26 protein-coding genes and 1 tRNA gene are annotated in these 24,310 nt (G+C 72.7%); 15 read left to right on the plus strand and 12 right to left on the minus strand.

The window, feature by feature from the left end:
• Window positions 1-145 precede the first annotated feature (145 nt).
• On the plus strand, window positions 146-739 hold the full coding sequence (locus ACX6XY_RS10205) for a TetR/AcrR family transcriptional regulator (RefSeq protein WP_460328379.1): 594 nt from the start codon (window positions 146-148) through the stop codon (window positions 737-739).
• Window positions 740-853: 114 nt separating this feature from the next.
• Here ACX6XY_RS10205 and ACX6XY_RS10210 read toward each other — a convergent pair whose 3' ends face one another.
• The 6 genes from ACX6XY_RS10210 to ACX6XY_RS10235 all read right to left on the minus strand — a co-directional run bounded on the left by ACX6XY_RS10210 (window position 854) and on the right by ACX6XY_RS10235 (window position 5,074).
• A complete protein-coding gene (locus ACX6XY_RS10210) occupies window positions 854-2,083 on the minus strand; it encodes an acyl-CoA dehydrogenase family protein (protein ID WP_460328381.1) in 1,230 nt (409 codons plus the stop codon).
• A gap of 6 nt (window positions 2,084-2,089) precedes the next feature.
• On the minus strand, window positions 2,090-3,112 hold the full coding sequence (locus ACX6XY_RS10215; RefSeq protein ID WP_460328383.1) for a phosphotransferase family protein: 1,023 nt from the start codon (window positions 3,110-3,112) through the stop codon (window positions 2,090-2,092).
• Window positions 3,113-3,259: 147 nt separating this feature from the next.
• Window positions 3,260-3,598: a DUF202 domain-containing protein gene (locus ACX6XY_RS10220; protein WP_460328385.1), complete on the minus strand. Its 339-nt coding sequence runs from the start codon at window positions 3,596-3,598 to the stop codon at window positions 3,260-3,262.
• On the minus strand, window positions 3,595-3,987 hold the full coding sequence (locus tag ACX6XY_RS10225; protein WP_460328388.1) for a YidH family protein: 393 nt from the start codon (window positions 3,985-3,987) through the stop codon (window positions 3,595-3,597). Before ACX6XY_RS10225 ends, ACX6XY_RS10220 begins: the two co-directional genes overlap by 4 nt.
• A gap of 111 nt (window positions 3,988-4,098) precedes the next feature.
• Window positions 4,099-4,635, minus strand: a complete 537-nt coding sequence (locus tag ACX6XY_RS10230) for an NUDIX hydrolase (protein ID WP_460328390.1) — start codon at window positions 4,633-4,635, stop codon at window positions 4,099-4,101.
• On the minus strand, window positions 4,616-5,074 hold the full coding sequence (locus ACX6XY_RS10235) for an ASCH domain-containing protein (RefSeq protein ID WP_460328393.1): 459 nt from the start codon (window positions 5,072-5,074) through the stop codon (window positions 4,616-4,618). The genes ACX6XY_RS10230 and ACX6XY_RS10235 overlap by 20 nt, the downstream gene beginning before the upstream one ends.
• A gap of 180 nt (window positions 5,075-5,254) precedes the next feature.
• Between ACX6XY_RS10235 and ACX6XY_RS10240 the strand changes: the two genes are divergently transcribed.
• From ACX6XY_RS10240 to ACX6XY_RS10255, 4 genes are all read left to right on the plus strand, one after another.
• The gene (locus tag ACX6XY_RS10240; RefSeq protein WP_460328460.1) at window positions 5,255-6,202 is read left to right on the plus strand and encodes a hypothetical protein; all 948 of its coding nucleotides are present in this window, start codon (window positions 5,255-5,257) and stop codon (window positions 6,200-6,202) included.
• Between the two features lie 66 nt (window positions 6,203-6,268).
• A complete protein-coding gene (locus ACX6XY_RS10245) occupies window positions 6,269-7,822 on the plus strand; it encodes an APC family permease (RefSeq protein ID WP_460328395.1) in 1,554 nt (517 codons plus the stop codon).
• Window positions 7,823-7,943: 121 nt separating this feature from the next.
• Window positions 7,944-8,690, plus strand: a complete 747-nt coding sequence (locus tag ACX6XY_RS10250) for a molybdopterin-dependent oxidoreductase (protein WP_460328398.1) — start codon at window positions 7,944-7,946, stop codon at window positions 8,688-8,690.
• Window positions 8,632-9,309 (plus strand): cytochrome b/b6 domain-containing protein, encoded by a 678-nt coding sequence (locus tag ACX6XY_RS10255; RefSeq protein ID WP_460328400.1) that lies wholly within the window; start codon window positions 8,632-8,634, stop codon window positions 9,307-9,309. The genes ACX6XY_RS10250 and ACX6XY_RS10255 overlap by 59 nt, the downstream gene beginning before the upstream one ends.
• A 67-nt stretch (window positions 9,310-9,376) precedes the next feature.
• Here ACX6XY_RS10255 and ACX6XY_RS10260 read toward each other — a convergent pair whose 3' ends face one another.
• The 3 genes from ACX6XY_RS10260 to ACX6XY_RS10270 form a co-directional block, all read right to left on the minus strand.
• On the minus strand, window positions 9,377-9,880 hold the full coding sequence (locus tag ACX6XY_RS10260; protein ID WP_460328462.1) for a gluconokinase: 504 nt from the start codon (window positions 9,878-9,880) through the stop codon (window positions 9,377-9,379).
• Between the two features lie 140 nt (window positions 9,881-10,020).
• Complete coding sequence (locus ACX6XY_RS10265; RefSeq protein WP_460328402.1) at window positions 10,021-10,491, minus strand: YchJ family protein; 471 nt, start codon at window positions 10,489-10,491, stop codon at window positions 10,021-10,023.
• 126 nt (window positions 10,492-10,617) lie between these two features.
• Window positions 10,618-10,702 (minus strand) — tRNA-Leu (locus tag ACX6XY_RS10270).
• Window positions 10,703-10,897: 195 nt separating this feature from the next.
• On the opposite strand from ACX6XY_RS10270, the gene ACX6XY_RS10275 reads away from it, so the two are divergent.
• From ACX6XY_RS10275 to ACX6XY_RS10285, 3 genes are all read left to right on the plus strand, one after another.
• Window positions 10,898-12,241 (plus strand): M20/M25/M40 family metallo-hydrolase, encoded by a 1,344-nt coding sequence (locus tag ACX6XY_RS10275; protein ID WP_460328404.1) that lies wholly within the window; start codon window positions 10,898-10,900, stop codon window positions 12,239-12,241.
• A 175-nt stretch (window positions 12,242-12,416) separates the two neighbouring features.
• Window positions 12,417-12,650: a chaplin ChpH gene (gene chpH, locus ACX6XY_RS10280; protein ID WP_460328406.1), complete on the plus strand. Its 234-nt coding sequence runs from the start codon at window positions 12,417-12,419 to the stop codon at window positions 12,648-12,650.
• Between the two features lie 138 nt (window positions 12,651-12,788).
• Window positions 12,789-13,610 carry a chaplin gene (locus ACX6XY_RS10285; RefSeq protein ID WP_460328408.1) on the plus strand — a complete coding sequence of 274 codons (822 nt, stop codon included), beginning with the start codon at window positions 12,789-12,791 and terminating at the stop codon, window positions 13,608-13,610.
• A gap of 73 nt (window positions 13,611-13,683) precedes the next feature.
• Here the strand turns inward: ACX6XY_RS10285 and ACX6XY_RS10290 are convergent, their stop codons facing one another.
• Window positions 13,684-13,872: a DUF5703 family protein gene (locus ACX6XY_RS10290; protein WP_114041729.1), complete on the minus strand. Its 189-nt coding sequence runs from the start codon at window positions 13,870-13,872 to the stop codon at window positions 13,684-13,686.
• Window positions 13,873-13,920: 48 nt separating this feature from the next.
• On the opposite strand from ACX6XY_RS10290, the gene ACX6XY_RS10295 reads away from it, so the two are divergent.
• The gene (locus ACX6XY_RS10295; protein WP_460328410.1) at window positions 13,921-14,640 is read left to right on the plus strand and encodes a hypothetical protein; all 720 of its coding nucleotides are present in this window, start codon (window positions 13,921-13,923) and stop codon (window positions 14,638-14,640) included.
• A gap of 61 nt (window positions 14,641-14,701) precedes the next feature.
• On the opposite strand, the gene ACX6XY_RS10300 is transcribed toward ACX6XY_RS10295, so the two are convergent.
• Together ACX6XY_RS10300 and ACX6XY_RS10305 are read right to left on the minus strand one after the other, a co-directional pair.
• A complete protein-coding gene (locus tag ACX6XY_RS10300) occupies window positions 14,702-17,329 on the minus strand; it encodes a helix-hairpin-helix domain-containing protein (protein ID WP_460328412.1) in 2,628 nt (875 codons plus the stop codon).
• Window positions 17,326-18,309, minus strand: coding sequence for an aldo/keto reductase (locus ACX6XY_RS10305; protein ID WP_460328414.1), 984 nt, complete (start codon window positions 18,307-18,309; stop codon window positions 17,326-17,328). The genes ACX6XY_RS10300 and ACX6XY_RS10305 overlap by 4 nt, the downstream gene beginning before the upstream one ends.
• 130 nt (window positions 18,310-18,439) lie before the next feature.
• Between ACX6XY_RS10305 and ACX6XY_RS10310 the strand changes: the two genes are divergently transcribed.
• The 6 genes from ACX6XY_RS10310 (at window position 18,440) to mshC (ending at window position 24,174) form a co-directional block, all read left to right on the plus strand.
• Entirely contained in the window at window positions 18,440-19,495 is a 1,056-nt protein-coding gene (locus tag ACX6XY_RS10310; protein ID WP_460328416.1) for an LLM class F420-dependent oxidoreductase, read from the plus strand.
• Window positions 19,496-19,762: 267 nt separating this feature from the next.
• Complete coding sequence (locus ACX6XY_RS10315) at window positions 19,763-20,551, plus strand: ferritin-like domain-containing protein (protein ID WP_460328418.1); 789 nt, start codon at window positions 19,763-19,765, stop codon at window positions 20,549-20,551.
• An 80-nt stretch (window positions 20,552-20,631) separates the two neighbouring features.
• Window positions 20,632-21,327, plus strand: coding sequence for a histidine phosphatase family protein (locus ACX6XY_RS10320; protein ID WP_460328420.1), 696 nt, complete (start codon window positions 20,632-20,634; stop codon window positions 21,325-21,327).
• Window positions 21,328-21,412: 85 nt separating this feature from the next.
• Complete coding sequence (locus tag ACX6XY_RS10325; protein ID WP_460328422.1) at window positions 21,413-22,003, plus strand: DUF3090 domain-containing protein; 591 nt, start codon at window positions 21,413-21,415, stop codon at window positions 22,001-22,003.
• The gene (locus tag ACX6XY_RS10330) at window positions 21,967-22,794 is read left to right on the plus strand and encodes an SCO1664 family protein (RefSeq protein WP_460328424.1); all 828 of its coding nucleotides are present in this window, start codon (window positions 21,967-21,969) and stop codon (window positions 22,792-22,794) included. Before ACX6XY_RS10325 ends, ACX6XY_RS10330 begins: the two co-directional genes overlap by 37 nt.
• 150 nt (window positions 22,795-22,944) lie before the next feature.
• Window positions 22,945-24,174, plus strand: a complete 1,230-nt coding sequence (gene mshC / locus ACX6XY_RS10335) for a cysteine--1-D-myo-inosityl 2-amino-2-deoxy-alpha-D-glucopyranoside ligase (protein ID WP_460328426.1) — start codon at window positions 22,945-22,947, stop codon at window positions 24,172-24,174.
• Window positions 24,175-24,310 lie beyond the last annotated feature (136 nt).

The following is a 24,310-nucleotide window of genomic DNA, read 5'->3' on the forward strand; positions in this document are numbered from 1 at the left end:
TCCGGCCTGGTCCAGGCGACCGGCGGCGAGCGTGTGACGACTGGTTCCAGCCACCGTGGGAAGATCTTTCGGCGGGAACTGCGCTCCCGCGCGACGGCTCGGCAGGCGACGAGCGCGAACCCGTGACGAAAGGCAGGTGGCGGCAGTGCCAACAACGACGGACACCGGCGGCGCGACCGTCCCGCAGCGGCTCCTGGCCGCCGCCACCCGGCTCTTCGCCGACCAGGGCTACGACCGCACCTCCGTACAGGAGATCGTCGAGGCGGCGGGCGTCACCAAGGGCGCCCTCTACCACTACTTCGGCTCCAAGGAGGACCTGCTGCACGAGGTGTACGCGCGCGTGCTGCGCCTCCAGCAGGAGCGCCTCGACGCGTTCGCGGACGCCGACGAGCCGGTGGAGAAGCGGCTGCGCGACGCGGCCGCCGACGTCGTGGTCACCACCATCGACAACCTCGACGACGCCGCGATCTTCTTCCGGTCCATGCACCATCTCAGCCCGGAGAAGAACAAGCAGGTGCGCGCCGAGCGGCGGCGCTATCACGAACGGTTCCGCGCCCTGATCGAGGAGGGCCAGGAGAGCGGGGTGCTCTCTCGGGCCACCCCGGCCGACCTGGTGGTCGACTACCACTTCGGGTCGGTGCACCACCTGTCGACCTGGTACCGCCCCGACGGCCCGCTCACCCCCCAGGAGGTCGCCGACCACCTCGCCGACCTCCTGCTGCGCGCCCTGCGCCCGTAGGGGGCGCCTCCTCTGGGGCCTGCGCGCCCAGCCCAGCGCCCGCACGCCCCAGGCCGGTGGCCTCGCCCCCCGTGGCCTGCCTGCCCGGCAGGCAGGCCACGGGGGCAGACGCCCTCACCGGTATTTCTTCAGCTCCCGTCGTGCCAGCGAGCGCTGGTGGACCTCGTCGGGGCCGTCCGCCAGCATCAGCGTCCGGGCCCCCGCCCAGAGTTCGGCCAGCGGGAAGTCCTGGCTCACGCCGCCCGCGCCGTGCAGCTGCACCGCCCGGTCGATGATGTCCACGACCGTGCGCGGTGTCGCGATCTTGATGGCCTGGATCTCGGTGTGCGCGCCCTTGTTGCCGACGGTGTCCATCAGCCAGGCCGTCTTGAGCACCAGCAGCCGCAGCTGCTCGACGGCCACCCGAGCGTCGGCGATCCACTCCTGTACGACGCCCTGCTGGCCGAGCGGCCTGCCGAAGGCCGTACGGGACACGGCCCGCTGGCACATCAGCTCGATCGCGCGCTCGGCCATCCCGATCAGCCGCATGCAGTGGTGGATACGGCCGGGCCCGAGCCGCGCCTGCGCGATCGCGAAGCCGCCGCCCTCCTCGCCGATCAGGTTGGCCACCGGCACCCGCACCTGATCGAAGACCACCTCCGCGTGGCCGCCGTGCCAGTGGTCCTCGTAGCCGTACACCCGCATGGCGCGCCGGACTTCGAGTCCGGGGGTGTCCCGCGGCACCAGCACCATGGACTGCTGGCGCCGGACGTCGGAGCCGTCCGGGGCGGTCTTGCCCATCACGATGAAGACCTTGCAGTCCGGGTTCATCGCCCCGGAGATGTACCACTTGCGGCCTGTGATGACGTACTCCGCGCCGTCGGCGCCGTTGGCGTCCCGCTCGATCCGGGTCTCGATGTTCGTCGCGTCCGACGAGGCCACCTCGGGCTCGGTCATTGCGAACGCCGACCGGATCTCCCCCGCGAGCAACGGCTCAAGCCACTGCTTCCGCTGCCGCTCGTCGCCGAACTGGGCGAGCACCTCCATGTTCCCGGTATCCGGGGCCGCGCAGTTCAGCGCGGTCGGCGCGAGCTGCGGGCTGCGGCCGGTGATCTCGGCCAGCGGGGCGTACTGGAGGTTCGTGAGCCCGGCACCGTACTCATCGTCGGGCAGGAAGAGGTTCCACAGGCCCTGCCTGCGGGCCTCGGCCTTCAGCTCCTCGACGACGGGCGGGGTGCCCCAGGGCGAGTCGAGGGCGGTTCGCTGCCGCTGCGCGACGTCCTGCGCCGGATAGACGTGTTCGTCCATGAAGGCGAGCAGCCGGGCGCGCAGCTCCTCGGTCCGTGCGTCGAATGCGAAATCCATGACGGGTCAGCCTTCCTGGAGGGTGGTCAAGCCGTGGTCGATGAAGACGGGGACGAGTTCGCCGATACGGTCGAAACCGGCGCCGACCGTCTGGCCCAGCGTGTAGCGGCAGTGGATGCCCTCCAGGATCACGGCGAGCTTGAACCAGGCGAACGCCGTGTACCAGGAGACGGCCGACACATCCCGCCCCGACAGGGCCGCGTACCGCTCGGCCAGCTCGCTCGGGGCCGGGTGGCCGGGGGCCGAACTGGTGGTGCTGATCGGCGAGTCCGGCAGCTCAATCGGCTCGCTGTACATCACGAGGAGCCCGAGGTCGGTCAGCGGGTCGCCGAGTGTGGACATCTCCCAGTCGAGTACGGCGCCGATCCGGTCGTCCGCGTCCAGCAGCACGTTGTCCAGGCGGTAGTCGCCGTGCACGATCGCGGGCGCGGGGGAGTCCGGCAGCGCGCGGCCGAGCGCGGCGTGCAGCTCGTCGATCCCGGCCAGCTCGCGGCCCCGCGAGGCGTCCAGCTGCTTGCCCCAGCGCCTCAGCTGCCGGTCCAGGAAGCCGTCGGGCCGCCCGAAGTCCGCGAGGCCGACCTCGGCGGGGTCGACCGCGTGCAGCTCGACCAGCGTGTCCACCAGGGCGAGCACCGCGTCCCTGGTGCGTTCGGGGCCGATCGCCGCGAGCTGAGGCGAGGTGCGGTACGGGGTGCCGTCCACGTACTCCATGACGTAGAACGGCGCCCCGAGTACCGCGTCGTCCTCGCACAGCAGCAGCGGCCGGGGTACCGGCACCGCGGTCGGGTGCAGCGCGCTGATCACCCGGTGCTCGCGCTTCATGTCGTGCGCGGTGGCCAGCACATGCCCCAGCGGCGGCCTGCGCACCACCCAGCGGGAGGCGCCGTCGGACACGGCGTAGGTGAGGTTCGACCGGCCGCCTTCGATCCGCCGCGCGGTGAGCGGTCCGCGCAGCAGGCCCGGCCGCTCCTGGTCGAGATGGCCGCGCAGCCGGTCGAGATCGAGGCCCGCGGGCTGGTCTGAGCTCATACGTTCGCTCCTCCTGGTCAGACTCCACTCAGCATCATGCCGACCAGTCGGTATGGCGTCCAGTGCCTTGCCGGAAAACCGTCGTGGACAGTGGACATACGCCCCGCGGGCGACACCGGCGCGGGCGACACCGGCGAGGGCGACGCCCTAGTCGACGATCATCACCGCACACGCCGCGAGCGCCAGCGCGCACCCCGCCGTGGCCAGCGCCTCCCGCCTGCGCAGACCCCGCGGGCGTACCGCGGTGAGCGTACGGATGCGGAAGTGGGTCAGCGTCAGGAAGGCCAGGAAGACCACCAGGATGGCCGCCAGGGCCACGAGCCCGCCGGACCCCCCGTCCCGCAGGGACTGCCTGGCGGCCAGCGACGCGGCCACCGCGCAGGACAGCGTGGTGCGCCGCCAGGCCAGCCGGGTCCGCTCCGGCTGCAGCCCGGCGTCCCGCTCGGGCGCGGGCAGCGGCGCCTGCCGGGGCGGCTCGCCGGTCACTCGACCCACCCGGCGAGCACGGCCACGGTGATCAGCACCGCCACCAGGCCGACCGCGATGCTCAACAGGGCGGGAAAGCGGGAGGCGGGCAGCGCCTCGCCGCGCCGCATCGCCAGCTCGCAGCGCAGCCAGTGGTTCACCGCGCGCAGCGCGCACAGCGCGCCGAACGCCAGCAGCGACACCGCGAGGCCCACCCGCCAGCCCCAGCGCAGGTCCGGCAGGAACTGGTTCACGGCGAAGCCGCCCGCCACCAGCGCCATGGACGTACGGACCCAGGCCAGGAAGGTGCGCTCATTGGCGAGTGAGAAGCGGTAATCGGGGGTCTCGCCCTCCTCGCGGACGCGCCGCGGGGAGAACCACAGCCGGAGCGACGTCACGAAGTTGATCACCTTACGACCCTACCCCCGCCGCCCGCGGAGGGCGCGGCCGCTCGACCCCGCCGGCCGCTCGGCCCCGCGGGCCGCTCGGCCCCGCGGGCCGCTCGGCCCGTCACCGGTTGCTCAGCCCGTCGCCGACTGGTCCCGCCCCGCGCGAAACGCCAGGAGCCGCTCATACGCCGCGAGCCCGTCCGGCACCCACTCCCAGTCGGCGAGCCGTCGCCGCAGCTCACTCTCGTCCAGGAAGGCATGCCAGGCGACCTCCTCCGCCTGGGGCCGCACCGGTAGCACGCAGCGCACCTCGTAGAGGTGCGACCACCAGCTGTGCTCCTCGGTGTCGTACAGGAACTTGAACAGCGGCCGCGGGCGCGGCAGCCCCGTGACGCCGAGCTCCTCCTCGGCCTCGCGGAGCGCCGCCGCGTCGTAGGACTCACCCGCGCCGACCACGCCGCCCACGAACATGTCGCACAACGAGGGGAACACCAGTTTGGTGTCCGTCCTGCGGTGGACGAACACCCGGCCGTCGGCGTCCCGTGCCAGCACGAACACGGCCCGGTGCCGCAATCGCTCGCGATAGGCCACATCGCGCCTGGCCTGTCCGACGACCCGGTCGTGCTCGTCGACGATGTCCAGCAGTTCGTCAGCGCTCATGCCCGCCATCCAAGCAGGCGGGCGGATCGATCCGTTCGGCGACCCGGAAGCGTTCGGTGACGACCGGCGTCGTATCGCCGACGCGGAACTCCGGGTCGCCGAGCGCTTCCAGCGACTCGGGGCTGTGCCAGAACCGCTCGTGCGCGGCGCGCCACCGCGCCACGCTCCGGTAGCCCTCGCCTTCGTCGATCGCGTGCCGCGACCCGACGTCCGCGAGCGGCAGCGTCCGCACCTCGGTGGTCTCCACCACGGCGACGCCGCGCCCGTCCGAGTCGACCAGGACGCTCCGCGTCCCCGGCGTCGGCAGTTCCTCACCCTCGGCCTCGTAGTGGGCCAGCAGCCCGGTGGTCGCCGTCTTCGCCCCGGACAGGACAGCGGCGACCAGCTTGTCGCGCAACGGTCCCGGAAAGGCGAGCTCGAAGGGCGGAAGCGCCGAGAGGTCAGACATTCCGCCAGCGTACGCGCACGTGGCCGGAATGAGTGTCCGCGCAGGTGGGAAGCCAACTGGCGGACGCGAGGACGGAGTTGGACGGCCGGACAGGTCCAGACCGGTCTTGACGCGGAGCTGTCACTACCGGTTTGCTGTGCGTGATCATCCGCTCGCCGCTCGCTCAGTGGAGGAAACCCGCTGTCCCCGCCACCACCCCTGGGGCGTTCCCGGAGACGGGGCGCACCGGGTTTCGACCCCGCACTCGACGACACCGAACTGGTCGCCGCGCGTGCCGCGCTGGACCGGGGGCGCTGGACCGAGGTCCGTTCGCTGCTCGCCGAAACGGGCGACGACTGGGACCGCCGAGGACACCGCCTCGTCGTCCTGGGCCAGCCGCGGTCCACCGGATCCTGGGCCCAGGAGTGGCGACTCGCGGAACCGGAGAGCGCGGACGCCGCCGCACTGGCCGCCTGCGCGGCCGTCTTCCGGGCGCTGCGCGGCAAGGAACGCGCCGAACGGGCGCGGGAGGCCTGCCGCGCCGCCGCCGCACTGGCCGCGCCCGATCCCACGCCCTGGCTCGCCCTGCTCATCCTCGCCCGCACGCTCGGCACCGAGCAGGAGGTGGTCCAGCTGTTCGACGAGGTGCGCCACCGCCACCCCGAGCACCACCACGCCCACCACCTGATGGCCGCCCGGCTGGCCGAGCGCCGTACGGGGGCCGGGCAGGACCCGCTGCACGAGGTGTACGACTTCGCCTCCTGGGCGGCCGAACAGGCCCAGCCAGGATCGCCGTTGGCGGTGCTGCCCGTGGTGGCGCACGCCGAGCGGTACCGGGTGCTCGCCACGGTCGGCAGCGAACCGGCCGACCCCGTGGCCTCCGGGCACTGGACCGGCCGCCGCGCCCGCCTGGTGATGAAGGCCGCCTTCGACTGGTGGCTCGAGTGGGGCGGCGGCGCCCACCCGAGGAACCGGATCGACCTCAACTTCCTCGCCCACGCCAAGTTCTGCGAGGGCCGGGCGGCGGAGGCGGCCGCGCTGTTCCACCGGATCGGCCCGCAGGGGACCTGGGAGCCCTGGGCCTACCCGGACCGCGACCCGGCCGCGGCCTTCCGCGCCGCGCGCGCGGCCGCGCTCGGCTCCGCCTGACCCATGCGCCACCCGTCTGCGCCACCCGTTCGCCCCGCCTGATCTGAGGAAAGGACACCCCCTGCCATGACTACCGGCAGACCGCGTACCACTGAGGACAGCAGCATCAACACCTTCAAAGGGCAGGGCAGCGCCCTGCGCGCGGGGCGCCTGGGCACCCTGGGCCTGCTGCTCTCCGTGCTGGCCGCCAGTGCGCCCCTGCTGGTCGTCGCGGGTGTCATGCCTACGACATTCGGCGTGATGGGGATCGTCGGCACCCCGCTGCTCTTCGTGGCGCTCGGCGTGGTCCTGATCCTGTTCAGCGTCGGATACGCCGAGATGAGCCGACACGTCCACAACGCGGGCGCCTTCTACGCCTACATCGCACGCGGCCTCGGCGGCACGGCGGGCGTCGGGGCCTCCCTGGTGGCGCTCGTCGCCTACTCCGCCATGCAGGTCGGCGTCTACGGCATCTTCGGCTTCGAGGTCTCCGTGCTCTTCGACCTCTACCTCGACACCGAACTCGCCTGGTGGATACCGGCGCTGCTGGCCGTCGCCGTGGTCGGCGCACTCGGCTGGCTGAAGATCGACCTCAACGCCAAGGTGCTCGGCGTAATGCTGCTCATCGAGGTCGCCCTGGTGGTCATCTTCAACTTCGCCGCCGTCGCCGACCCGGCGAAGGAGGGCCTGTCCCTGCACGCCTTCAACCCCGACACCCTCACCGGCGCCGGACTCGGCACCGCCCTGTGCTTCTGCTTCGCCGCGTTCGTCGGCTTCGAGCAGGCCCCGGTGTACGCGGAGGAGACCAGCCGCCCGCATGTCGTCGTCTCCCGCGTGATGTTCCTGGCGGTGGGCTTCGCCGCGCTGTTCCTCGCCTTCAGCTCCTGGGCGCTCACCGTCGCCGCCGGTCCCTCCTCGATCGTCGGCTCCTCCGCGGAGCAGGGCCCCAACCTGCTGTTCGCCCTCACCGAGACCAGGCTGGGCGGCACCTTCACCGACGTCCTGCACGTCCTGTTCCTCACCGGCATGTTCGCCGCCCTGCTCAGCTTCCACAACGTCGTCGCCCGGTACGCCTTCGCCATGGGCCGCGAGGGCCTGCTGCCCGCCGCCTTCGGCCGTACCAACTCCGCCAGCGGCGCCCCCGGCACCGGGTCCCTGCTGCAGACCGGCGTCTCCCTCGTCATCGTCCTCGCCTTCGCGATCACCGACGACGGCCCGGTCGGCGACCCCACCACACCCGTACTGAAGCTGTTCACCTGGATGGGCAACGTGGGCGCGCTCGGCGTCATCACCCTGATGGCCACCGCGTCCGCCGCCGTGATCGCCTTCTTCGTCCGGCGCGGCGCCGCCCGCGTCCAGATCTGGCGCCTGGCCGCGGCCGCCGTCGCCGGGCTCGCCCTCGCGACCATCGCCGTCTACACCGTCAAGGACTTCGCCGTCCTGGTCGACTCGGGCCCCGGCTCGGCCCTGCGCTGGGTCCTGCCCGGCATCATCGCCGCGGCCGCCGTGACCGGCCTGGTGTACGGGGCGGTGCTGCGCACCAGAAACCCCGCACTGCACGCCCGGATCGGGCTCGGCAACGAGGCGTTCCAGCTGGAGAAGGCCGCGGAGTCGCGCGAGTCCGCGACCACCTCCGTATGACCCCGCGTGTGACCTCGCGTGTGACTTCGCGTGTGACCTCGCGCGGTACAAGAATGACGGAAGTCTGACGTCGACCCGCGGCCCCTGGCCTCCAGCGGCCGCGGGTGCTCAACTCGGAAGGGTGAGCCACTCCCCGTACGACGCGGACCCAGGCCGCGCGGACCCAGGCCGCGCGGAAACCGGCAAGCCCGTCGGCCGCCGGATCGTCCTCGGCATGCTCGGCCTCGGCGCCGTCGGCATCGGCGCCGCGCCGCTGCTGCAACGCGCCGTCGAGACCATCGCCCAGAAGGACCCCACCGGACTGACCGAACTGCTGCCCGCGGGCGGCGGGTTCCGCTACTACTCGGTCGCCTCGTCGGTCCCGCGGAAGAACGCCGACACCTACCGGCTGACGGTCGACGGCCTGGTCGAACGCCCGGCCGACTACACCCTCGACCGGCTGCGCGCGCTGCCGCAGACCCGGATCGTCCGCGACGTCCAGTGCGTCACCGGCTGGCGGGTGCCCGAGACCCCCTTCGAGGGCGTACGGCTCCGGGACCTCCTGGACGCCGCCGGAGTGCGCCCAGCGGGCCGGGCCGTGCGCTTCACCTGCTTCGACGGAACGTACAGCGAGAGCCTCACGCTGCGGCAGGCCCGCCGCGACGACGTCCTGGTGGCGCTGCGGATGAGGGACGAGCCGCTCAGCCACGCGCACGGCGGCCCGGCGCGGCTGTACGTCGCGCCCATGTACTTCTACAAGTCCGCCAAATGGCTGTCCGGGATCACCGTCACCGACGAGGTGCGCCCCGGCTACTGGGAGGAGCGCGGCTATGACGTCGACGCCTGGGTCGGCCGGTCCAACGGCCGCGACGACGCCCCCACCGTCTGATCCCGCACGGCCCGAAGAGCCCGCCCGCGTACGCCGGTTCACCCGCGCCGAGCGCTGGGTGCACCGCACCACCGCCGTGCTGATGGGCGTCTGCCTGTTCTCGGCCGCCTGTCTGTACGTGCCCCAGCTCGCCCAACTGGTGGGCCGCCGCCACCTGGTGGTCACCGTGCACCAGTGGTCGGGGCTGCTGCTGCCGGCGCCCTTCCTGGCCGGACTCGCCTCCCGCGCGTTCCGCGCCGACCTGCGCCGCCTGAACCGCTTCGGCCCGCACGACCGGGACTGGCTGTGGGCCGCGCTGATGCGCGCCAAGGGCCGACGCCCCGCCGGGAAGTTCAACGCCGGACAGAAGTCGTACGCGGGCTGGATCGCCGGGGCCGTCCTGGTCCTGCTGGGCACCGGGCTGCTGATGTGGTTCACGGGCCTGACGCCGTTGGCCTGGCGTACCGGGGCGACCTTCGTCCACGACTGGCTGGCGCTGGCGGTGGGCGTCGTCATCGCCGGGCACATCGGCATGGCCATCGGCGATCCCGAGGCCCGCCGCGGCCTGCGGACCGGCACCGTATCGCGGGACTGGGCGAAGCGGGAACACCCGCTCTGGAAGCCGCCGGACAGGCCCTAGGACCCGCCGGACAGGCCCTAGGACCGGGGGCAGGCCCTAGGACCGGACAGGGGGGCGGCGCGCCTGGCTACAGCTCGCGCAGCTCGGTCGCGGCGTGTGTCGCGATCTCCTTGGGCGACGGGGCCACATCGACGGTGACCCCCGTCTCGTCCGACCCCAGCGGCTCCAGCGCCGCGAACTGCGAGTCGAGCAGCGAGCTCGGCATGAAATGGTCCTCGCGCGCCGCCTGCCGCTCGGCGATCAGCGCACGGTCGCCGCTCAGATGCACGAACGCGAGACCGGGCGCCGCCGCCCGCAGCCGGTCGCGGTAGGCGCGCTTGAGGGCCGAGCAGCTGACCACCCCGCCGTGCCCCTCCTGCTCCTTGACCCACTCGGCGATCGAGTCGAGCCACGGCCAGCGGTCCTCGTCCTCCAGCGGAGTGCCGAACGCCATCTTGGCGAGGTTCGCCGCCGGATGGAAGCCGTCGGCCTCCGCGTACGGGACGTCCAGCTCAGCCGCGAGCAGCTCCCCGACGGCGGACTTGCCCGCACCGGACACGCCCATCACCACCACGACCCGGTCGGCCTCCATGACACTCAACCCTCTCCGCCTCGGCGCACGTCGCCCTCATGATGCCTGACCCGGACAGGGTGCTCGGGAACCCCCCTTGACGTGCCCTTTTTGGCCTTGATTGGTCCGATCGGGCGACGAAGGGACTTCCGGTACACGCCCTAGCTGGACGGCGGCTGCTGACGCGTGTCCCCGTCCACGTAGACCCAGTCCCCGTCGAGCCGCGCGAACCGGCTCACCTCGTACAGCGAGCCGGGCCGCCCGCGCTCGGTGTACCGGGCCCGGAACGTCACCGTCCCTGTACGGTGGAAGGCGCTGCCCTCGGTGGTCGCCAGGATCTCCAGGCCCGCCCAGCGGGTGCCGCTGTCCAGGCTGATGCCGGGCGGCCGGGTGTCGGGGTGCCAGGTCCGCAGCAGGTACGCCTCGTCCGCGACCGCGAACGCGCTGTACCGGGACCGCATCAGAGCCTCGGGCGTGGCGGCCTTCGCCGCACCGGAGTGCAGCCGCCCGCAGCACGCGCCGTACGACGCGGACAGCCCGCAGGGGCAGGGCGAGGCGGCCCCCACGACAGGAGCGTCAGGGGTACGAGGGATACGAGAGGCGCGAGGGGAGCGGGAGGCGCGGCGAGACATGCCGCCCATTGTGCACAGCCGCACCAGCCCGCCGTCAGCCGAGCGCCGTCGGTCGGGTGCCGTCAGCCAGGTGCCGACAGCAGAACGCGGGCCGTGACCGTGAAGTCACGACCCGCGTTCTCGCGGTGTCCGAGGGGGGACTTGAACCCCCACGCCCGATAAAGGGCACTAGCACCTCAAGCTAGCGCGTCTGCCATTCCGCCACCCGGACCAGGTGTCTGTCGGCCCCGGTCTCCCGCGGCGACGTGGAAAACCATAGCAAACATTCCGAGCACCCTGATCACACCGCCGGCCGTCTCGCGCCGGACCGCCAGGCGTGAGACGGCCGGGTCCCGGCCTTGGGCCCGCGCGGTCCGCGCGGGAGGATGGCAAGGGACCACCAGCGGCAACTGCGGGAGGAAGCAGCGTGAGCGAGTCGAGCAGGGCGAAGCAGGACGGGGCGGCCGAGCCCGTGTCGGGCCAGGACGAGGTCGTGGACCTGTGCCGTGACCTGATCCGGATCGACACCAGCAACTACGGCGACCACTCGGGCCCCGGCGAGCGCAAGGCCGCCGAGTACGTCGCCGAGAAGCTCGCCGAGGTCGGCCTCGAACCGCAGATCATCGAGTCCCATCCGGGACGCGCCTCCACGGTGGCGCGGATCGAGGGCGAGGACCCCTCGCGGCCCGCGCTGCTCATCCACGGGCACACCGACGTCGTACCGGCCAACGCCGACGACTGGACGCACCACCCGTTCTCCGGCGAGATCGCGGACGGCTGTGTGTGGGGCCGGGGCGCGGTCGACATGAAGGACATGGACGCGATGACCCTCGCGGTCGTACGCGACCGGCTGCGCAGCGGCCGCAAGCCGCCGCGGGACATCGTGCTGGCCTTCCTCGCCGACGAGGAGGCGGGCGGCACCTACGGCGCGCGGCACCTGGTCGACAAGCACCCCGACCTGTTCGACGGCGTCACCGAGGGCATCGGCGAGGTCGGCGGCTTCTCCTTCACGGTCAACGAGGAACTGCGGCTCTATCTGATCGAGACGGCGCAGAAGGGCATGCACTGGATGCGCCTCACCGTCGACGGCACGGCGGGCCACGGCTCGATGACCAACAGTGACAACGCCATCACCGAACTCTGCGAGGCGGTCGGGCGGCTCGGCCGCCACCAGTGGCCGGTGCGGCCCACCAAGACCGTACGGTCCTTCCTCGACGAGCTCTCGGACGCGCTCGGCACCGAGCTCGACCCCGAGGACATGGAGGCCACGCTCGCCAAGCTCGGCGGCATCGCCAAGATGGTCGGGGCGACGCTGCGCAACTCCGCGGCGCCCACCATGCTCGGCGCCGGATACAAGGTGAACGTCATCCCCGGACAGGCCACCGCCCATGTGGACGGGCGCTTCCTGCCCGGCTACGAGGAGGAGTTCCTGGCCGATCTGGACCGGATCCTGGGCCCCCGCGTCCAGCGTGAGGACGTCCACGCGGACAAGGCGCTGGAAACCGACTTCGACGGCAGGCTGGTCGACGCCATCCAGTCGGCGCTCAAGGCGGAGGACCCGATCGCGCGCGCCGTGCCGTACATGCTGTCCGGCGGCACCGACGCCAAGTCCTTCGACGACCTCGGCATCCGCTGCTTCGGGTTCGCGCCGCTGAAGCTGCCGCCGGAGCTGGACTTCGCGGGCATGTTCCACGGTGTGGACGAGCGCGTCCCGGTGGACGGGCTGAAGTTCGGGGCGCGGGTGCTCGACCGGTTCATCGACGCCTGCTGAGCGCGGACGCCCGCCGTGCCGCGCGGCACCGGGGAGATCCTTCCGTAATCGCTAGCGTGTTCCGTGCTGACTGAGACGAGTGAACGAACTCGTAAGCTCGTAGCTTGATTACTCCCTCCTCGTTACAAGGTGTGCAGTCCGCAGCTGGGACTGCATTTGCCAACTAGGAGGAACAATGATCAAGAAGGTCGCTGCTGCCGCGGCTGTCACCGGTGGTCTCGTGCTCGCTGGTGCGGGCGCGGCCGTCGCCGACGCGGGTGCGCAGGGTGCCGCGGTGCACTCTCCCGGCGTGCTCTCGGGCAACGTCGTGCAGGTCCCCGTCCACGTGCCGGTGAACGTCTGCGGCAACACGATCTCCGTGATCGGGCTGCTGAACCCCGCCTTCGGCAACACCTGTGTCAACCAGTGACGTTGTGACCCACCCCATGAGGGTCTGAGCTCATCGGCCCCGGAGTGCGAGCCATGCACTCCGGGGCCGATCGGCATTCCCCGCACGGGTCAGCAGGTCCGTGCGTCATCCGGAAGGCGGAAGGCAGGGAACGAAGCAATGCGACAGATCACACGCAAGGGCCTGATCACCGTGGCGGCCGCGGGCGGCGTGCTCGCCGCGAGCGGCGGCTACGCGCACGCCGACTCGGGCGCGGACGGCGCCGCGTCGGATTCGCCCGGTGTGCTGTCCGGCAACACCGTTCAGGCTCCCGTGAACGCTCCGATCAACGTCTGCGGCAACACCGTGAACATCATCGGGCTGCTCAACCCGGCGATGGGCAACAGCTGCGCCAACGACTCCGGCGGCGGCTCCGCGGGCGGTTCGACGGGCGGTTCCACGGGTAACGCGGACGGCGGCTCCGGCCAGGACTCCGGCGACGGTGGCGGCGACGACGGCTCGGGCGGCAGCGGCGGCGCGGACCAGGGCGCGCCGTCTGGCGGCGGGTCCAACGCCGAAGGCGGCAGCACCGGTTCACCCGGCATCGGCTCCGGCAACGTCATCCAGGCGCCCGTCACCGTACCCGTCAACGCCTGCGGGAACACCGTGACCGTCGGCGGTCTCGGCAACGGCACGACGGGCAACGACTGCGTCAACGACTCCGGTGAGGCGCCGCCCCCCGCGGACGACACCGACCCGGAGCCCCCGAAGAAGCCGGAGACCCCCGGCACACCGAAGACACCGGAGGTCCCCGAGAGCCCGGAGCCGAACAAGCCGGTGGCGCAGGACGGGCCGGAAACGCAGGTCGTCACCCCGCCCAAGGGCTCCGAGCGGCTCGCGCAGACCGGCAGCGACCTGCCGGTCGGCGTCGTCGTGCCCGCGGGCGCGGGGCTGCTCCTCGCGGGCGCCGTCCTGTACCGCAGGGCACGCCGCGCGGCGTAGCCGCGAGTGACACCGTGAACGGAGTGGGCCCCCCCGCGGCGGGGCCCACTCCGTTTCCGCCCGTGGTCCGCCGTCACCAGGTGGCGCGCAGCTGGCGGATGATCCGCCGCCGCAGCCGCACCCTGCGACTGCCGTCCCGGTGGAGGCTCAGTCGGTCCAACTCCCAGTGCCCGTACTCCGCGTGGTCGGTGAGGAGACGGGTCGCTTCCTTGCGGGAGACCCCGCGCGGAACGTACACGTCGACAAATTCGTATTCCGGCATCGGCATCTATTGTGCGGGCAACACCCTGGTACGGATAGCGTCTGCACTATGTCTGATGCTGCGCAGCCCACCGCTGCCGAGGTACGCGCCGCCGCCGAAGCGGTCAAGGCGGCTCTCGACCGTCACCTGGCGGCGGTCGAGAGCCGGTCGGGGGAGGACGACCAGGCCGTCTACGACGCGTTCAACGAGCTGGCCGCGGCGGCCGAGGCGTACGACGAAGTCCTCTACGACCGGTATGACGAGGTCACGCCGTTCGAGATCCCAGGGGCCGAGGACACCCTGCCGCCGTACACCGGGCCCGACGAGCCGAGCGCGCTCAGTGTGCTGATCCGCCGGGACTACGCGGTGGCCCAGCCGCAGCGGCTGCTCGCACAGGCCCAACGGGTCGCCGACCTGGAGGCGGAGACCGAGGCGGACAAGGCGTCCGCCGCGGGGGTGGTCGGCGGCAGCGTGCATGCCGCGCTGGGCGTGCTGTTCGGCGAGTTCGAGCCGGACGAGATCGCCTCCCGGTACAAGGAGTTCGGCCTCGACGAGGGCGACTCCACGCTGTGGGTGACCGCGGCGGACACTCCGGCCGAACCGGGGGAGTGGCTCGACACGCCCTTCGAGCAGGCGGACCCGCAGCAGATCGTCTGCCGCTTCGACGTCAGCACGGTCTTCGACGAGGAACCCGACGACGAGCGCTTCCCGGTCCGCGGCGTCCTGGACGACGCCCTGGGCGACGATCTGGGCGACGACGACCTGGACCCACTCGACGCCGAACGCTGACCCGGCGGAGGGCTTGGGCACCCCGAGGCGGTGCCCAAGCCCGGAGCCGTAGAGCGCCGCGCTACGCCGTCGTCGAGGGGATCTGGGCGCGCAGCAGGGTCCGCAGCCGGGTGGTGCGCTCCTTCGCGGAGACCTCCGCGACGGCCCGGACCAGCGCCTGGTCGACTCCGTGCACCACGGACAGGTGCCGCTCGGCGCGCCCGAAGGCCGTGTACACCCACGCGCGGGTCAGCGCCCGTACCTCGTCGCCTGGCAGGACCACGACCGCGGCGGGCCAGCGCCAGCCCACGGCCTGGTGCGCGGTGAGCGCCCAGCCGTGCCGCACCGTGCGCCCCACTCGCTCCTTCGGTACGACCACGGGCGTGCCCGCGCAGTCCAGGTGCAGCCCCTCGGTGTCCGCGCGGACCACACGCCCCGGCGCGATGCGGCCGGGCACCGGGGTGTGCACGACGCGGTCACCGGGGTCGAAGCCGCCGAAGCGGCCGGGTCCGGGGTTCAGCCGCTCCTTCAGCGCGGCGTTGAGCACGCGGGTGCCCGCGGCCCCGCCGTGCCCGAGGGTGATCACCTGGGTGTGCTCGGCGGGAACGCCGACGGCCCTGGGCACCGAGTCCGCGACCAGCTGCACCGTGCGGTGCACCGCCTCGCCCGCGTCCCGCACGGGGACGATCACGACCTCCTTGTCGGGTGCCGCCACCTGGTTCAGCTCGCCGACCCCGATGCCCGAGACCAGCTCGCCGAGCGGGCCCGGATCGGGGGTGCGGGAGACGATCTGCGGGCAGACACGGGCGGCCAGCAGATCCGCGAAGACCCGCCCGGCTCCGGCCGACCACAGGACTCCGGGGTCGCCGCTCAGCACCAGCCGGGCACCGTCCGGCAGCGACTCCACGAGCATCGCGGCGGTCTCCACGTCCAGCTGGGGCGTGTCCAGGACGACCAGGAGATCGAGGGCCAACGCGCCCTCGGCGTCCCGTCCGGGGCCCTCGGCGCCGGACAGCAGCCCGGACACGGTGGTCACGTCCGCTTCCGCCTCAGCCCCCGCGATCTCCTCCGCCCCGCCCGCCGGGAGCAGTCGCGCGAACCTGTCCCGTCCGTCCGTGCTGTGCGCGGCGGCGCAGACCCGCAGGCCGAGTTCGCGCGCGGCGGCGACCAGCGCGGCGGGCTCGGCCCTGGCCGCCTCACCGCCGGTGTGCAGCACCAGGCCATGGCTCGCGGCGGCCCGCAGCAACTCGGCCGCCGAACTCCGGGCCGTCCCGGCGGACTCCCAGCGCGCCTGCTCCGAACCGTCCTCCTTCGCCAGCGAGTTGACGATCCGGGCCAGCCCGTCGGCGAGGCTCTCCTCGGCGAGTGCGCAGCGCTCCAGGCCCACCCGCACCCGTACCGGCCGCTCCTCGCCTTCTTCACCCGGCGCGGCGGGAGCGGGAGCGGGGGCGTCCTCCACGGCGTCCTGGAAGACGAGTACGTCGCCTTCGGCGATGGCGCTCTGCACCGCGGCGTCCGGGTCGGGGACGCCGCGCTGCCCGAGCGCGGTCCGCAGGGCCGGGGCGTCGAGGACGGTGTGGCCCGCCAGCGCGGCCTGTTCGAGCAGCCAGACCGCGACCGCCCGGCCCCTGCGCGCGTCGTCGGGGCCGCAGGCCTCGCCCAGCAGGGCCCGCGCGAAGCCGTCGGCCTGTTCGGGGCGTACCCCCGCGATACGGAGCAGCAGCCAGGGGTCATCGCGCAACTGGCCCGCCGCGCCGTCCCCGAGCACGGCCGCGGCCCGCTCCGCGAGCGCGGCGGGCGCGCCGTACTCGCCGAGCACGGCCGCCACCGCCTCGACCGCCTCAGCGGCGGGCCGCATCTCCTGCGACGCCGCGGTCCCCACGCCGCCGGGCCGCCCGGCGCGCGCCGGGTCCGGCGCGGCGGCCCGCACCGAGTCCCGTGACGCGGGCGACGCCGACCCAGGCGACGCCGACTCGGACGCGGCGGACCGAGGTTCGGTCAGGGGCTTCTGGAACACGGCCGCCACCGGCTTGGCCCCGCTCTCCACCGCCCGCACGGCCGCCAGCAGATCGGCGGCCGGTCCGCTCAGCTTGGCCCCGCTCTCCACGGGCCCCTGCTTCTCGGCCTTGCGCTGCGCGATCCGCTCCCGCAGCTCCCGCTGCGCGGCCAACTCCACCTCGGCCTCGGAAAGCCCCCCGCCGTCCCCTCCGGCCTCGCCACCGTCGCCCCCTCCCCCCGCGACCGCGCCGCCCGAGATCTCTCCGCCTGCGGCGGGTTCGTCCGCGGGTCTGTCCGCCTCGGCCGGGGAAGGGTCCTCGCCGCCCTGCCCGCCAGTGCCGTCGCCCGAGGCTGCGCCGCCTTCGGCTCTTTCCGCCGCGGCCGCGTCGCCCGAGGTGTCTCCGCCTGCGGCGGTCCCGTCCGCGGGCGGACCCGCTTCGGCGCCGGAAGGTCCCTCGCGGACTTCCCCGCCAGCTTCGCCCGCGGCCGCGTCGCCCGCCGTCTCCGCGCCCGCCGCGGGCCCGTTCGAGGGCTCATCCGTGTGCCGCGCGGGCGCGTCCGCCGGGGCGGACGGCGTCTCGGCGTCGCCGGGCGGCTCCTCGGGAGCGCGGCCCGGCGTCTCGGGTCGCGCGGCCTCGGCGTGGTCCGTCGCGGCATCCCGCGTGCGCGCGGCCGCGCCGGTCTCTTCCGCGGCGGCGGACTCCGTACTCACAGCGTGCTCCAGTCCTGATCGGGATAGCGGTGCACGGGCGCCGACACGTCGTCGAGCGCCTGGCAGATCTCGTCAGGAAGACTAAGCGCCTCCACTGACAACGCCGCCGTGAGCTGCGGCGCGTTGCGCGCGCCGACGATCGGCGCCGCCACCCCCGGCCGGTCCCTGACCCACGCCAGGGCGACCTGGAGCGGCGTCGTGGCCAGCCCGTCCGCCGCGGTGGTGACCGCGTCCACGATCCGGCCCGCCGTGTCGTCGAGATACGGGGCGACGAACGGCGCGAGGTGCTCGGAGGCGCCCCGCGAGTCCGCGGGCGTGCCCTGCCGGTACTTTCCGGTCAGCACACCGCGCCCGAGCGGCGACGACGGCAGCAGCCCGACGCCCAGGTCCAGCGCCGCGGGCAGCACCTCGCGCTCCACGCCGCGCTGCAACAGCGAGTACTCCAACTGGGTGCTGGCCAGCCGGGTGCGTATGCCTGGCGCCGCCAGCTGCCAGGTGGCCGCCTTCGCCAGCTGCCACCCGCACAGGTTGGACACCCCCGCATAGCGCGCCCGCCCGCTGCTGACCGCCAGATCGAGCGCCTGGAGCGTCTCCTCCAGTGGCGTGTACGGATCGAACGCGTGCAGCTGCCAGAGATCCACATGGTCGGTGCCGAGCCGCTCAAGGGACGCGTCCAGCGCCGCCAGCAGATGCCCCCGCGAGCCGTCGAAACGCCGGTCGGGGTCCGGCACGCTGCCCGCCTTGGTCGCGATCACCAGGTCACGGCGCGGAACGAGGCTCTCGATCAGCTGTCCGAGCAGGTACTCGGCCTGCCCGTCGCCGTACACGTCCGCCGTGTCGACCAGCGTGCCGCCCGCCTCCCAGAACACCTTCAACAGATCGGCGGCGTCCCGCTCGTCGGTGTCCCGCCCCCAGGTGAGTGTGCCGAGACCGATCCGGGACACACGCAGGCCGGTACGGCCGAGATGCCTCTGCTCCATGGGCGCTGAGGTTACTGGCCGGAGTTCACCCCGTGGTGCGCCTGTGGACGACCGCACCCTGACGGATCGTGCGCCGGCGCGCTACAGTCCCCGCAACACTGACATTACTGATGAGTAAGGGGATCGGCCCATGCGACTCGGGATCAACCTCGGCTACTGGGGCGCCGGGATGGACGCGGACAATCTCGCCGTCGCCAAGGAGGCCGACAGACTCGGCTACGCGGTCTGCTGGGCCGCCGAGGCGTACGGCTCGGACGCACCCACGGTGCTGTCCTGGGTCGCCGCCCAGACGGAACGCATCGACGTCGGCTCGGCGATCCTGCAGATCCCGGCCCGCCAGCCCGCGATGACCGCGATGACCGCCGCCACCCTGGACTCGCTCTCCGGCGGCCGCTTCCGCCTCGGCCTCGGCGTCTCGGGCCCGCAGGTCTCCGAGGGCTGGTACGGCGTGAAGTTCGACAAGCCGCTCCGCCGCACCCGCGAGTACGTCGAGATCGTCCGCAAGGCGATGGCCAGGGAGCGCCTGTCCTACGAGGGCGAGCACTGGACGCTGCCGCTGCCCGGCGGCCCCGGCAAGCCGATCAAGCTCACCGTCCACCCGGCCCGCGAGCACATCCCCGTCTACATCGCGGCGATCGGTCCGAAGAACCTCCAGCAGACCGGCGAGATCGCCGAGGGCGCCCTGCTGATCTTCCCGTCCGCCGAGCACCTCCAGGACACCGCGATCAAGCACATCAGGGCGGGCCGCGAGAAGGCCGGGCTCGCCATGGAGGGCTTCGACGTCTGCCCGACGGTGCCGCTCGCCGTCGGCGCCGACGGCGACGTCCCGGCGCTGGCCGACATGTTCCGCCCCTACACCGCGCTCTACGTCGGCGGTATGGGCAGCCGTCAGCAGAACTTCTACAACCAGCTGGCCCAGCGCATGGGCTACGAGAAGGAAGCAGCCGAGATCCAGGACAAGTACCTGAACCGCGACAAGGAGGGCGCGGCCGCCGCCGTGCCGCAGAAACTGATCGAGCAGACCACCTTGCTGGGCTCCGTCGACCGCATCGCCGACGGGATGCGGGCCTACGCCGAGGCCGGAGTCACCACCCTCACCCTGGCCCCCGCCGGGTTCACGCTGGACGAGCGGATCGCCTCGCTGCGCGCGGGCACGGAAGCGCTGGAGCGCGCGGGACTGGCGTAACCCAAGGCGTGAGATCCAAGGCGCGACCTCGACGGGAGGTCCCCACGGCCGTGGTGGGGGCTCGGGGGTCTTCCCCGCCACGGCCGTCACCCGTACAACGCCCCACGCACCGGACGGTTACGGGGCGCGCCCCGCCCGCCGACCGATCTGCCGCTCCGTAAACCTCAGGTCCTCCTTTCGGTGGAGTCGCCCCGCGCAGCTATTGCCCGACGCCGTGCGGGGGACTTCACTCGTGGTAGCTGCGGTCCCTGCTAGGAGGTGGCGGGCATGCTCTCGGCCAGGAGCCTGTTCCAGGAGATCATCGACAACGACGTGTCGTTCCAGCTGTTCTGCTCCATCGCCGCCACCGGCGAATCCCAGGGCGGCTGGGAGAACGGCCGCATCGCCGCGCTGATCCCCGACAGTCAGCGCGCACTCGCCCCGAAGGTCGCGCGGCACGGCGCGGACGAGGACAAGCACGGCCGGATCTTCCACGCTCTGATGAAGAAGCGCGGCCTCACCCCCGTCGACGTCCCCGAGGACACCGACTACACACACCTGCTGGAGAAGCGCGGCATCGGACTCGCCCACGAGCAGCTGCGCCGCGACGAGCAGCTCAGCGAACTCGACATCATCACCTACCTGTCGCACAGCCGCGTGACCGAACAGCGCGCCGCCGACCAGATGGTGATGCTCCGCAAGTACTTCGCCGACCACCCCGAGCTCGGCAAGGCCATCACGATGATCTCGAACGACGAGGACAACCACCTCGCCTACTGCCACGAGGAACTCCTCAGGCTCGCCCGCGCGGGCCACGGCCGCACCATCCAGCGCATCCTGCGCGACTGCGCACTCGCCGAGATCCGCGTCTACCGCGACGTCAGCATCGCCGTGATGGCCCGGATGGGACAGATCCTGAACTGGCCGAAACCCAAGGCGGCGGCGCTCGCCGCGGGCATCCACGCCGTGTACGCGTACGAACGCGCCGCCGGCTGGCGGGCGATGGTCTCCCTGGCCACGCCCAAGCGCCGCGACGCCCTGGGCGGCCCCGCGACCTCCGAGGCGGAACTGGCCTAGCGGAAGCGGAACCGGCCCAGCGGAAGGCGCTCCCCAGACCCTGTCCGCGCCCCCGCGACCGCAGGCCCTAGGGTGGCCGCATGCCGACGTTGATCCTCGTCCGACACGGACGGTCGACCGCCAACACCGCGGGCCTGCTCGCCGGGCGCACACCGGGTGTCGGACTCGACGAGCACGGCAGCGCCCAGGCCGCGGCCCTGCCCCAGCGGCTCGCCGCGATCCCGCTGGCGGCGGCCGTCAGCAGCCCGCTGCAGCGCTGCCGGGAGACCCTCGCGCCGCTGCTCGCCGCGCGCCCCGGCCTCGCGCTGCACACCGAGGAACGCGTCAACGAGTGCGACTACGGAGACTGGGCGGGCCGCAAGCTCGCCGAGCTCATGGACGAGCCGCTGATGGAGGTCGTCCAGCAGCACCCGTCCGCGGCGGCCTTCCCCGGCGGCGAGTCGATGGCCGCCATGCGCCACCGCGCCACCGAGGCGGTACGCGACTGGAACGCGCGCGTGGAGCGCGAGCACGGACCGGAGGCCGTCTATCTGATGTGCTCGCACGGCGACGTCATCAAGTCCGTCGTCGCGGACGCGCTGGGCCTCCACCTCGACCTCTTCCAGCGGATCTCCGTCGAGCCCAGCTCGATCACCGCGATCCGCTACACCCGGCTGCGCCCCTTCCTGCTGCGCCTCAGCGACACCGGCGACCTCGGCTCACTGGCCCCGCGCCCCAACGCCCCGGATCGCGGCACCTCGGACGCGACCGTCGGCGGCGGTGCGGGAGCACCGTGATCGCCGCCCGCAGTAGGGTGAACTAGTCGCAACCAGCCGACGAGCCAGCCGCAGCACCAGCCGAAACCTAGGGAGAGGCCAGGACGTGTCCCGTCAGGTGTTCCTCTATGACCCGCCGGAACGCTTCGTGGCGGGTACGGTCGGGCTCCCCGGACGCCGTACGTTCTTCCTCCAGGCCTCGGCCGGAGGCAGGGTCACCAGCGTCGCCCTGGAGAAGACACAGGTCGCCGCGCTCGCCGAGCGTATGGACGAACTGCTCGACGAGGTCGTACGGCGCAGCGGGGGCAGCGCCCCGGTGCCCGCCGTCGCGCCCGCCGAGATCGCCGACAGCGCGCCGCTCGACATACCGGTCGAGGAGGAGTTCCGGGTCGGCACCATGGCCCTGGCCTGGGACGGCGACGACCAGTGCATGGTCGTCGAGGCGCAGGCCCTGGTCGAGCTGGACGCGGACGACGAGGAGGACCTGGCCGAGGCCGAGGAGCGGCTGCTCCAGGACGACGAGAACGGCCCCCCGATGCTGCGGGTGCGCCTGTCCGGAACCCAGGCCAGGGCGTTCGTCAAACGCGCCCTGGACGTCGTGAACGCCGGACGCCCGCCGTGTCCGCTGTGCAGCCTGCCACTCGACCCGGAGGGACACGTATGTCCGCGCCAGAACGGATATCGCCGCGGAGCGTGACGGCCGACAGGGAGCTGCTCGCCCGCGGTGAGCTCGCCGTACAGGGCCGGATCCGCGAGGCGTCGAACGCGGTGCTGTACTGCTCGGTCGAGTACGCGGGCGAGCGCGCCGCGTGCGTCTACAAGCCGGTCGCGGGGGAGCGGCCCCTGTGGGACTTCCCCGACGGCACCCTCGCCCAGCGCGAGGTCGCCGCGTACGAGGTCGCCGAGGCCATGGGCTGGGGCCTGGTGCCACCGACCGTGCTGCGCGACGGACCGTACGGCGAGGGCATGTGCCAGCTGTGGATCGAGGCCGCCCCACAGGACACGGCCCCGGAGCTGCTCGCCCTGGTGGACCGCGAGGAACCGGCGGACGGCTGGAAGGCGATCGGCTTCGCCGAGGTCGAGCAGGGCCGCACGGCGCTGCTGGTGCACGCCGACGACCCGAGGCTGCGGCGGCTCGCCGTCCTGGACGCGGTGATCAACAACGCCGACCGCAAGGGCGGTCATCTGCTCCCGACCGCCGACGGGCGGCTGTACGGCATCGACCACGGGGTCACCTTCAACGCCGAGGGCAAGCTGCGCACGCTGCTGTGGGGCTGGGCGGGCGAGCCGCTGACCGACGAGGCCGTCGAGGTGCTCGGCCGCCTCGCCGCCGACCTGGACGCGGGCCCGCTCGCCGCACGTCTGGCCGAACTGATCACCCGGACCGAACTGGCGGCCCTGCGCGGCCGCGTATCGGCGCTGCGGACCAGCGGGCGGCACCCCGCGCCGTCGGGCGACTGGCCCGCGATCCCTTGGCCGCCCGTCTAGACCCTTAGACCATGAGACCCGAGAGACCCCGCACACCCGGAGAACTCAGAGGGCTCTGCACACCCCAAGCCCTTCGCGCAAGGGTGTCGAATCAGCCAAGGTCACCCGTCCGGTTCGTATCTGGAACATTCATCCGGTTAGGCTCGACACATGCATGCCTGGCCAGCCTCCGAGGTCCCCGCCCTGCCCGGCACGGGCCGCGACCTCACGATCCACGACACCGCGACCGGTGAACTCGTCACGCTTGAGCCCGGTCCCGTCGCCCGCCTCTACGTCTGCGGCATCACGCCGTACGACGCCACCCACATGGGTCATGCGGCGACCTACAACGCGTTCGACCTCGTCCAGCGCGTGTGGCTCGACAACAAGCGGCAGGTCCACTACGTGCAGAACGTCACGGACGTGGACGACCCGCTGCTGGAGCGCGCCCAGCGCGACGGCGAGGACTGGACCGCGCTCGCGGAGCGCGAGACCGCGCTCTTCCGCGAGGACATGACCGCCCTCAGGATGCTGCCCCCGCGGCAGTACATCGGCGCGGTCGAGTCGATACCCGCGATCATCCCGCTGGTCGAGCGGCTGCGGGACAACGGCGCCGCCTACGAACTCGAAGGCGACATCTACTTCTCCGTGGAGTCGGACGCGCACTTCGGCGCGGTCTCCGGGCTGGACGCCGAGGCCATGCGGCTGCTGTCCGCCGAGCGCGGCGGCGACCCGGACCGTCCGGGCAAGAAGAACCCGCTGGACCCGATGCTCTGGACGGCCGCCCGCGACGGCGAGCCGAGCTGGGACGGCGGCAGCCTGGGCCGCGGCCGCCCCGGCTGGCACATCGAGTGCGTCGCCATCGCCCTGGAGCACCTGGGCATGGGCTTCGACATCCAGGGCGGCGGGTCCGACCTGGCCTTCCCGCACCATGAGATGGGCGCGTCCCACGCCCAGGCGCTCACCGGCGAATACCCCTTCGCCCGGTCGTACGTGCACGCGGGCATGGTCGCCCTGAACGGCCAGAAGATGTCCAAGTCCAAGGGCAACCTGGTCTTCGTCTCGGCCGTGCGCCGCTCCGGCGTCGACCCGGCCGCCATCCGCCTGGCGCTCCTCGCGCACCACTACCGCGCCGACTGGGAGTGGACCGACCAGGTGCTCACGGACGCCGTGGCGCGGCTCGGGCGCTGGCGGGCCGCGGTCTCCCGCCCGGACGGCCCGCCCGCCGACGCCCTGGTGGAGGAGATCCGTACGGCGCTCGCGAACGACCTGGACTCGCCCGCCGCGCTCGCGGCCGTCGACCGCTGGGCCGACCTCCAGGAGTCGGCGGGCGGTACGAGCGAGGGGGCGCCCGGTGTCGTCTCGCGTGCCGTGGACGCGCTGCTCGGGGTCGCCCTGTAGGACGCCGTGACCTGAGGCGCCGGACGAGCGGAACGCGTCCGGCGCCTCAGGCGTGTGCCCTGCCTGTGCCCTGTCTGCGTCCTGGCGGGAGCTGAAAGCACTGCGGGGGAACGCGTCGTGTGATGAGGTGTCAGCG

The sequence above is a fragment of the Streptomyces sp. O3 genome (assembly GCF_054788135.1).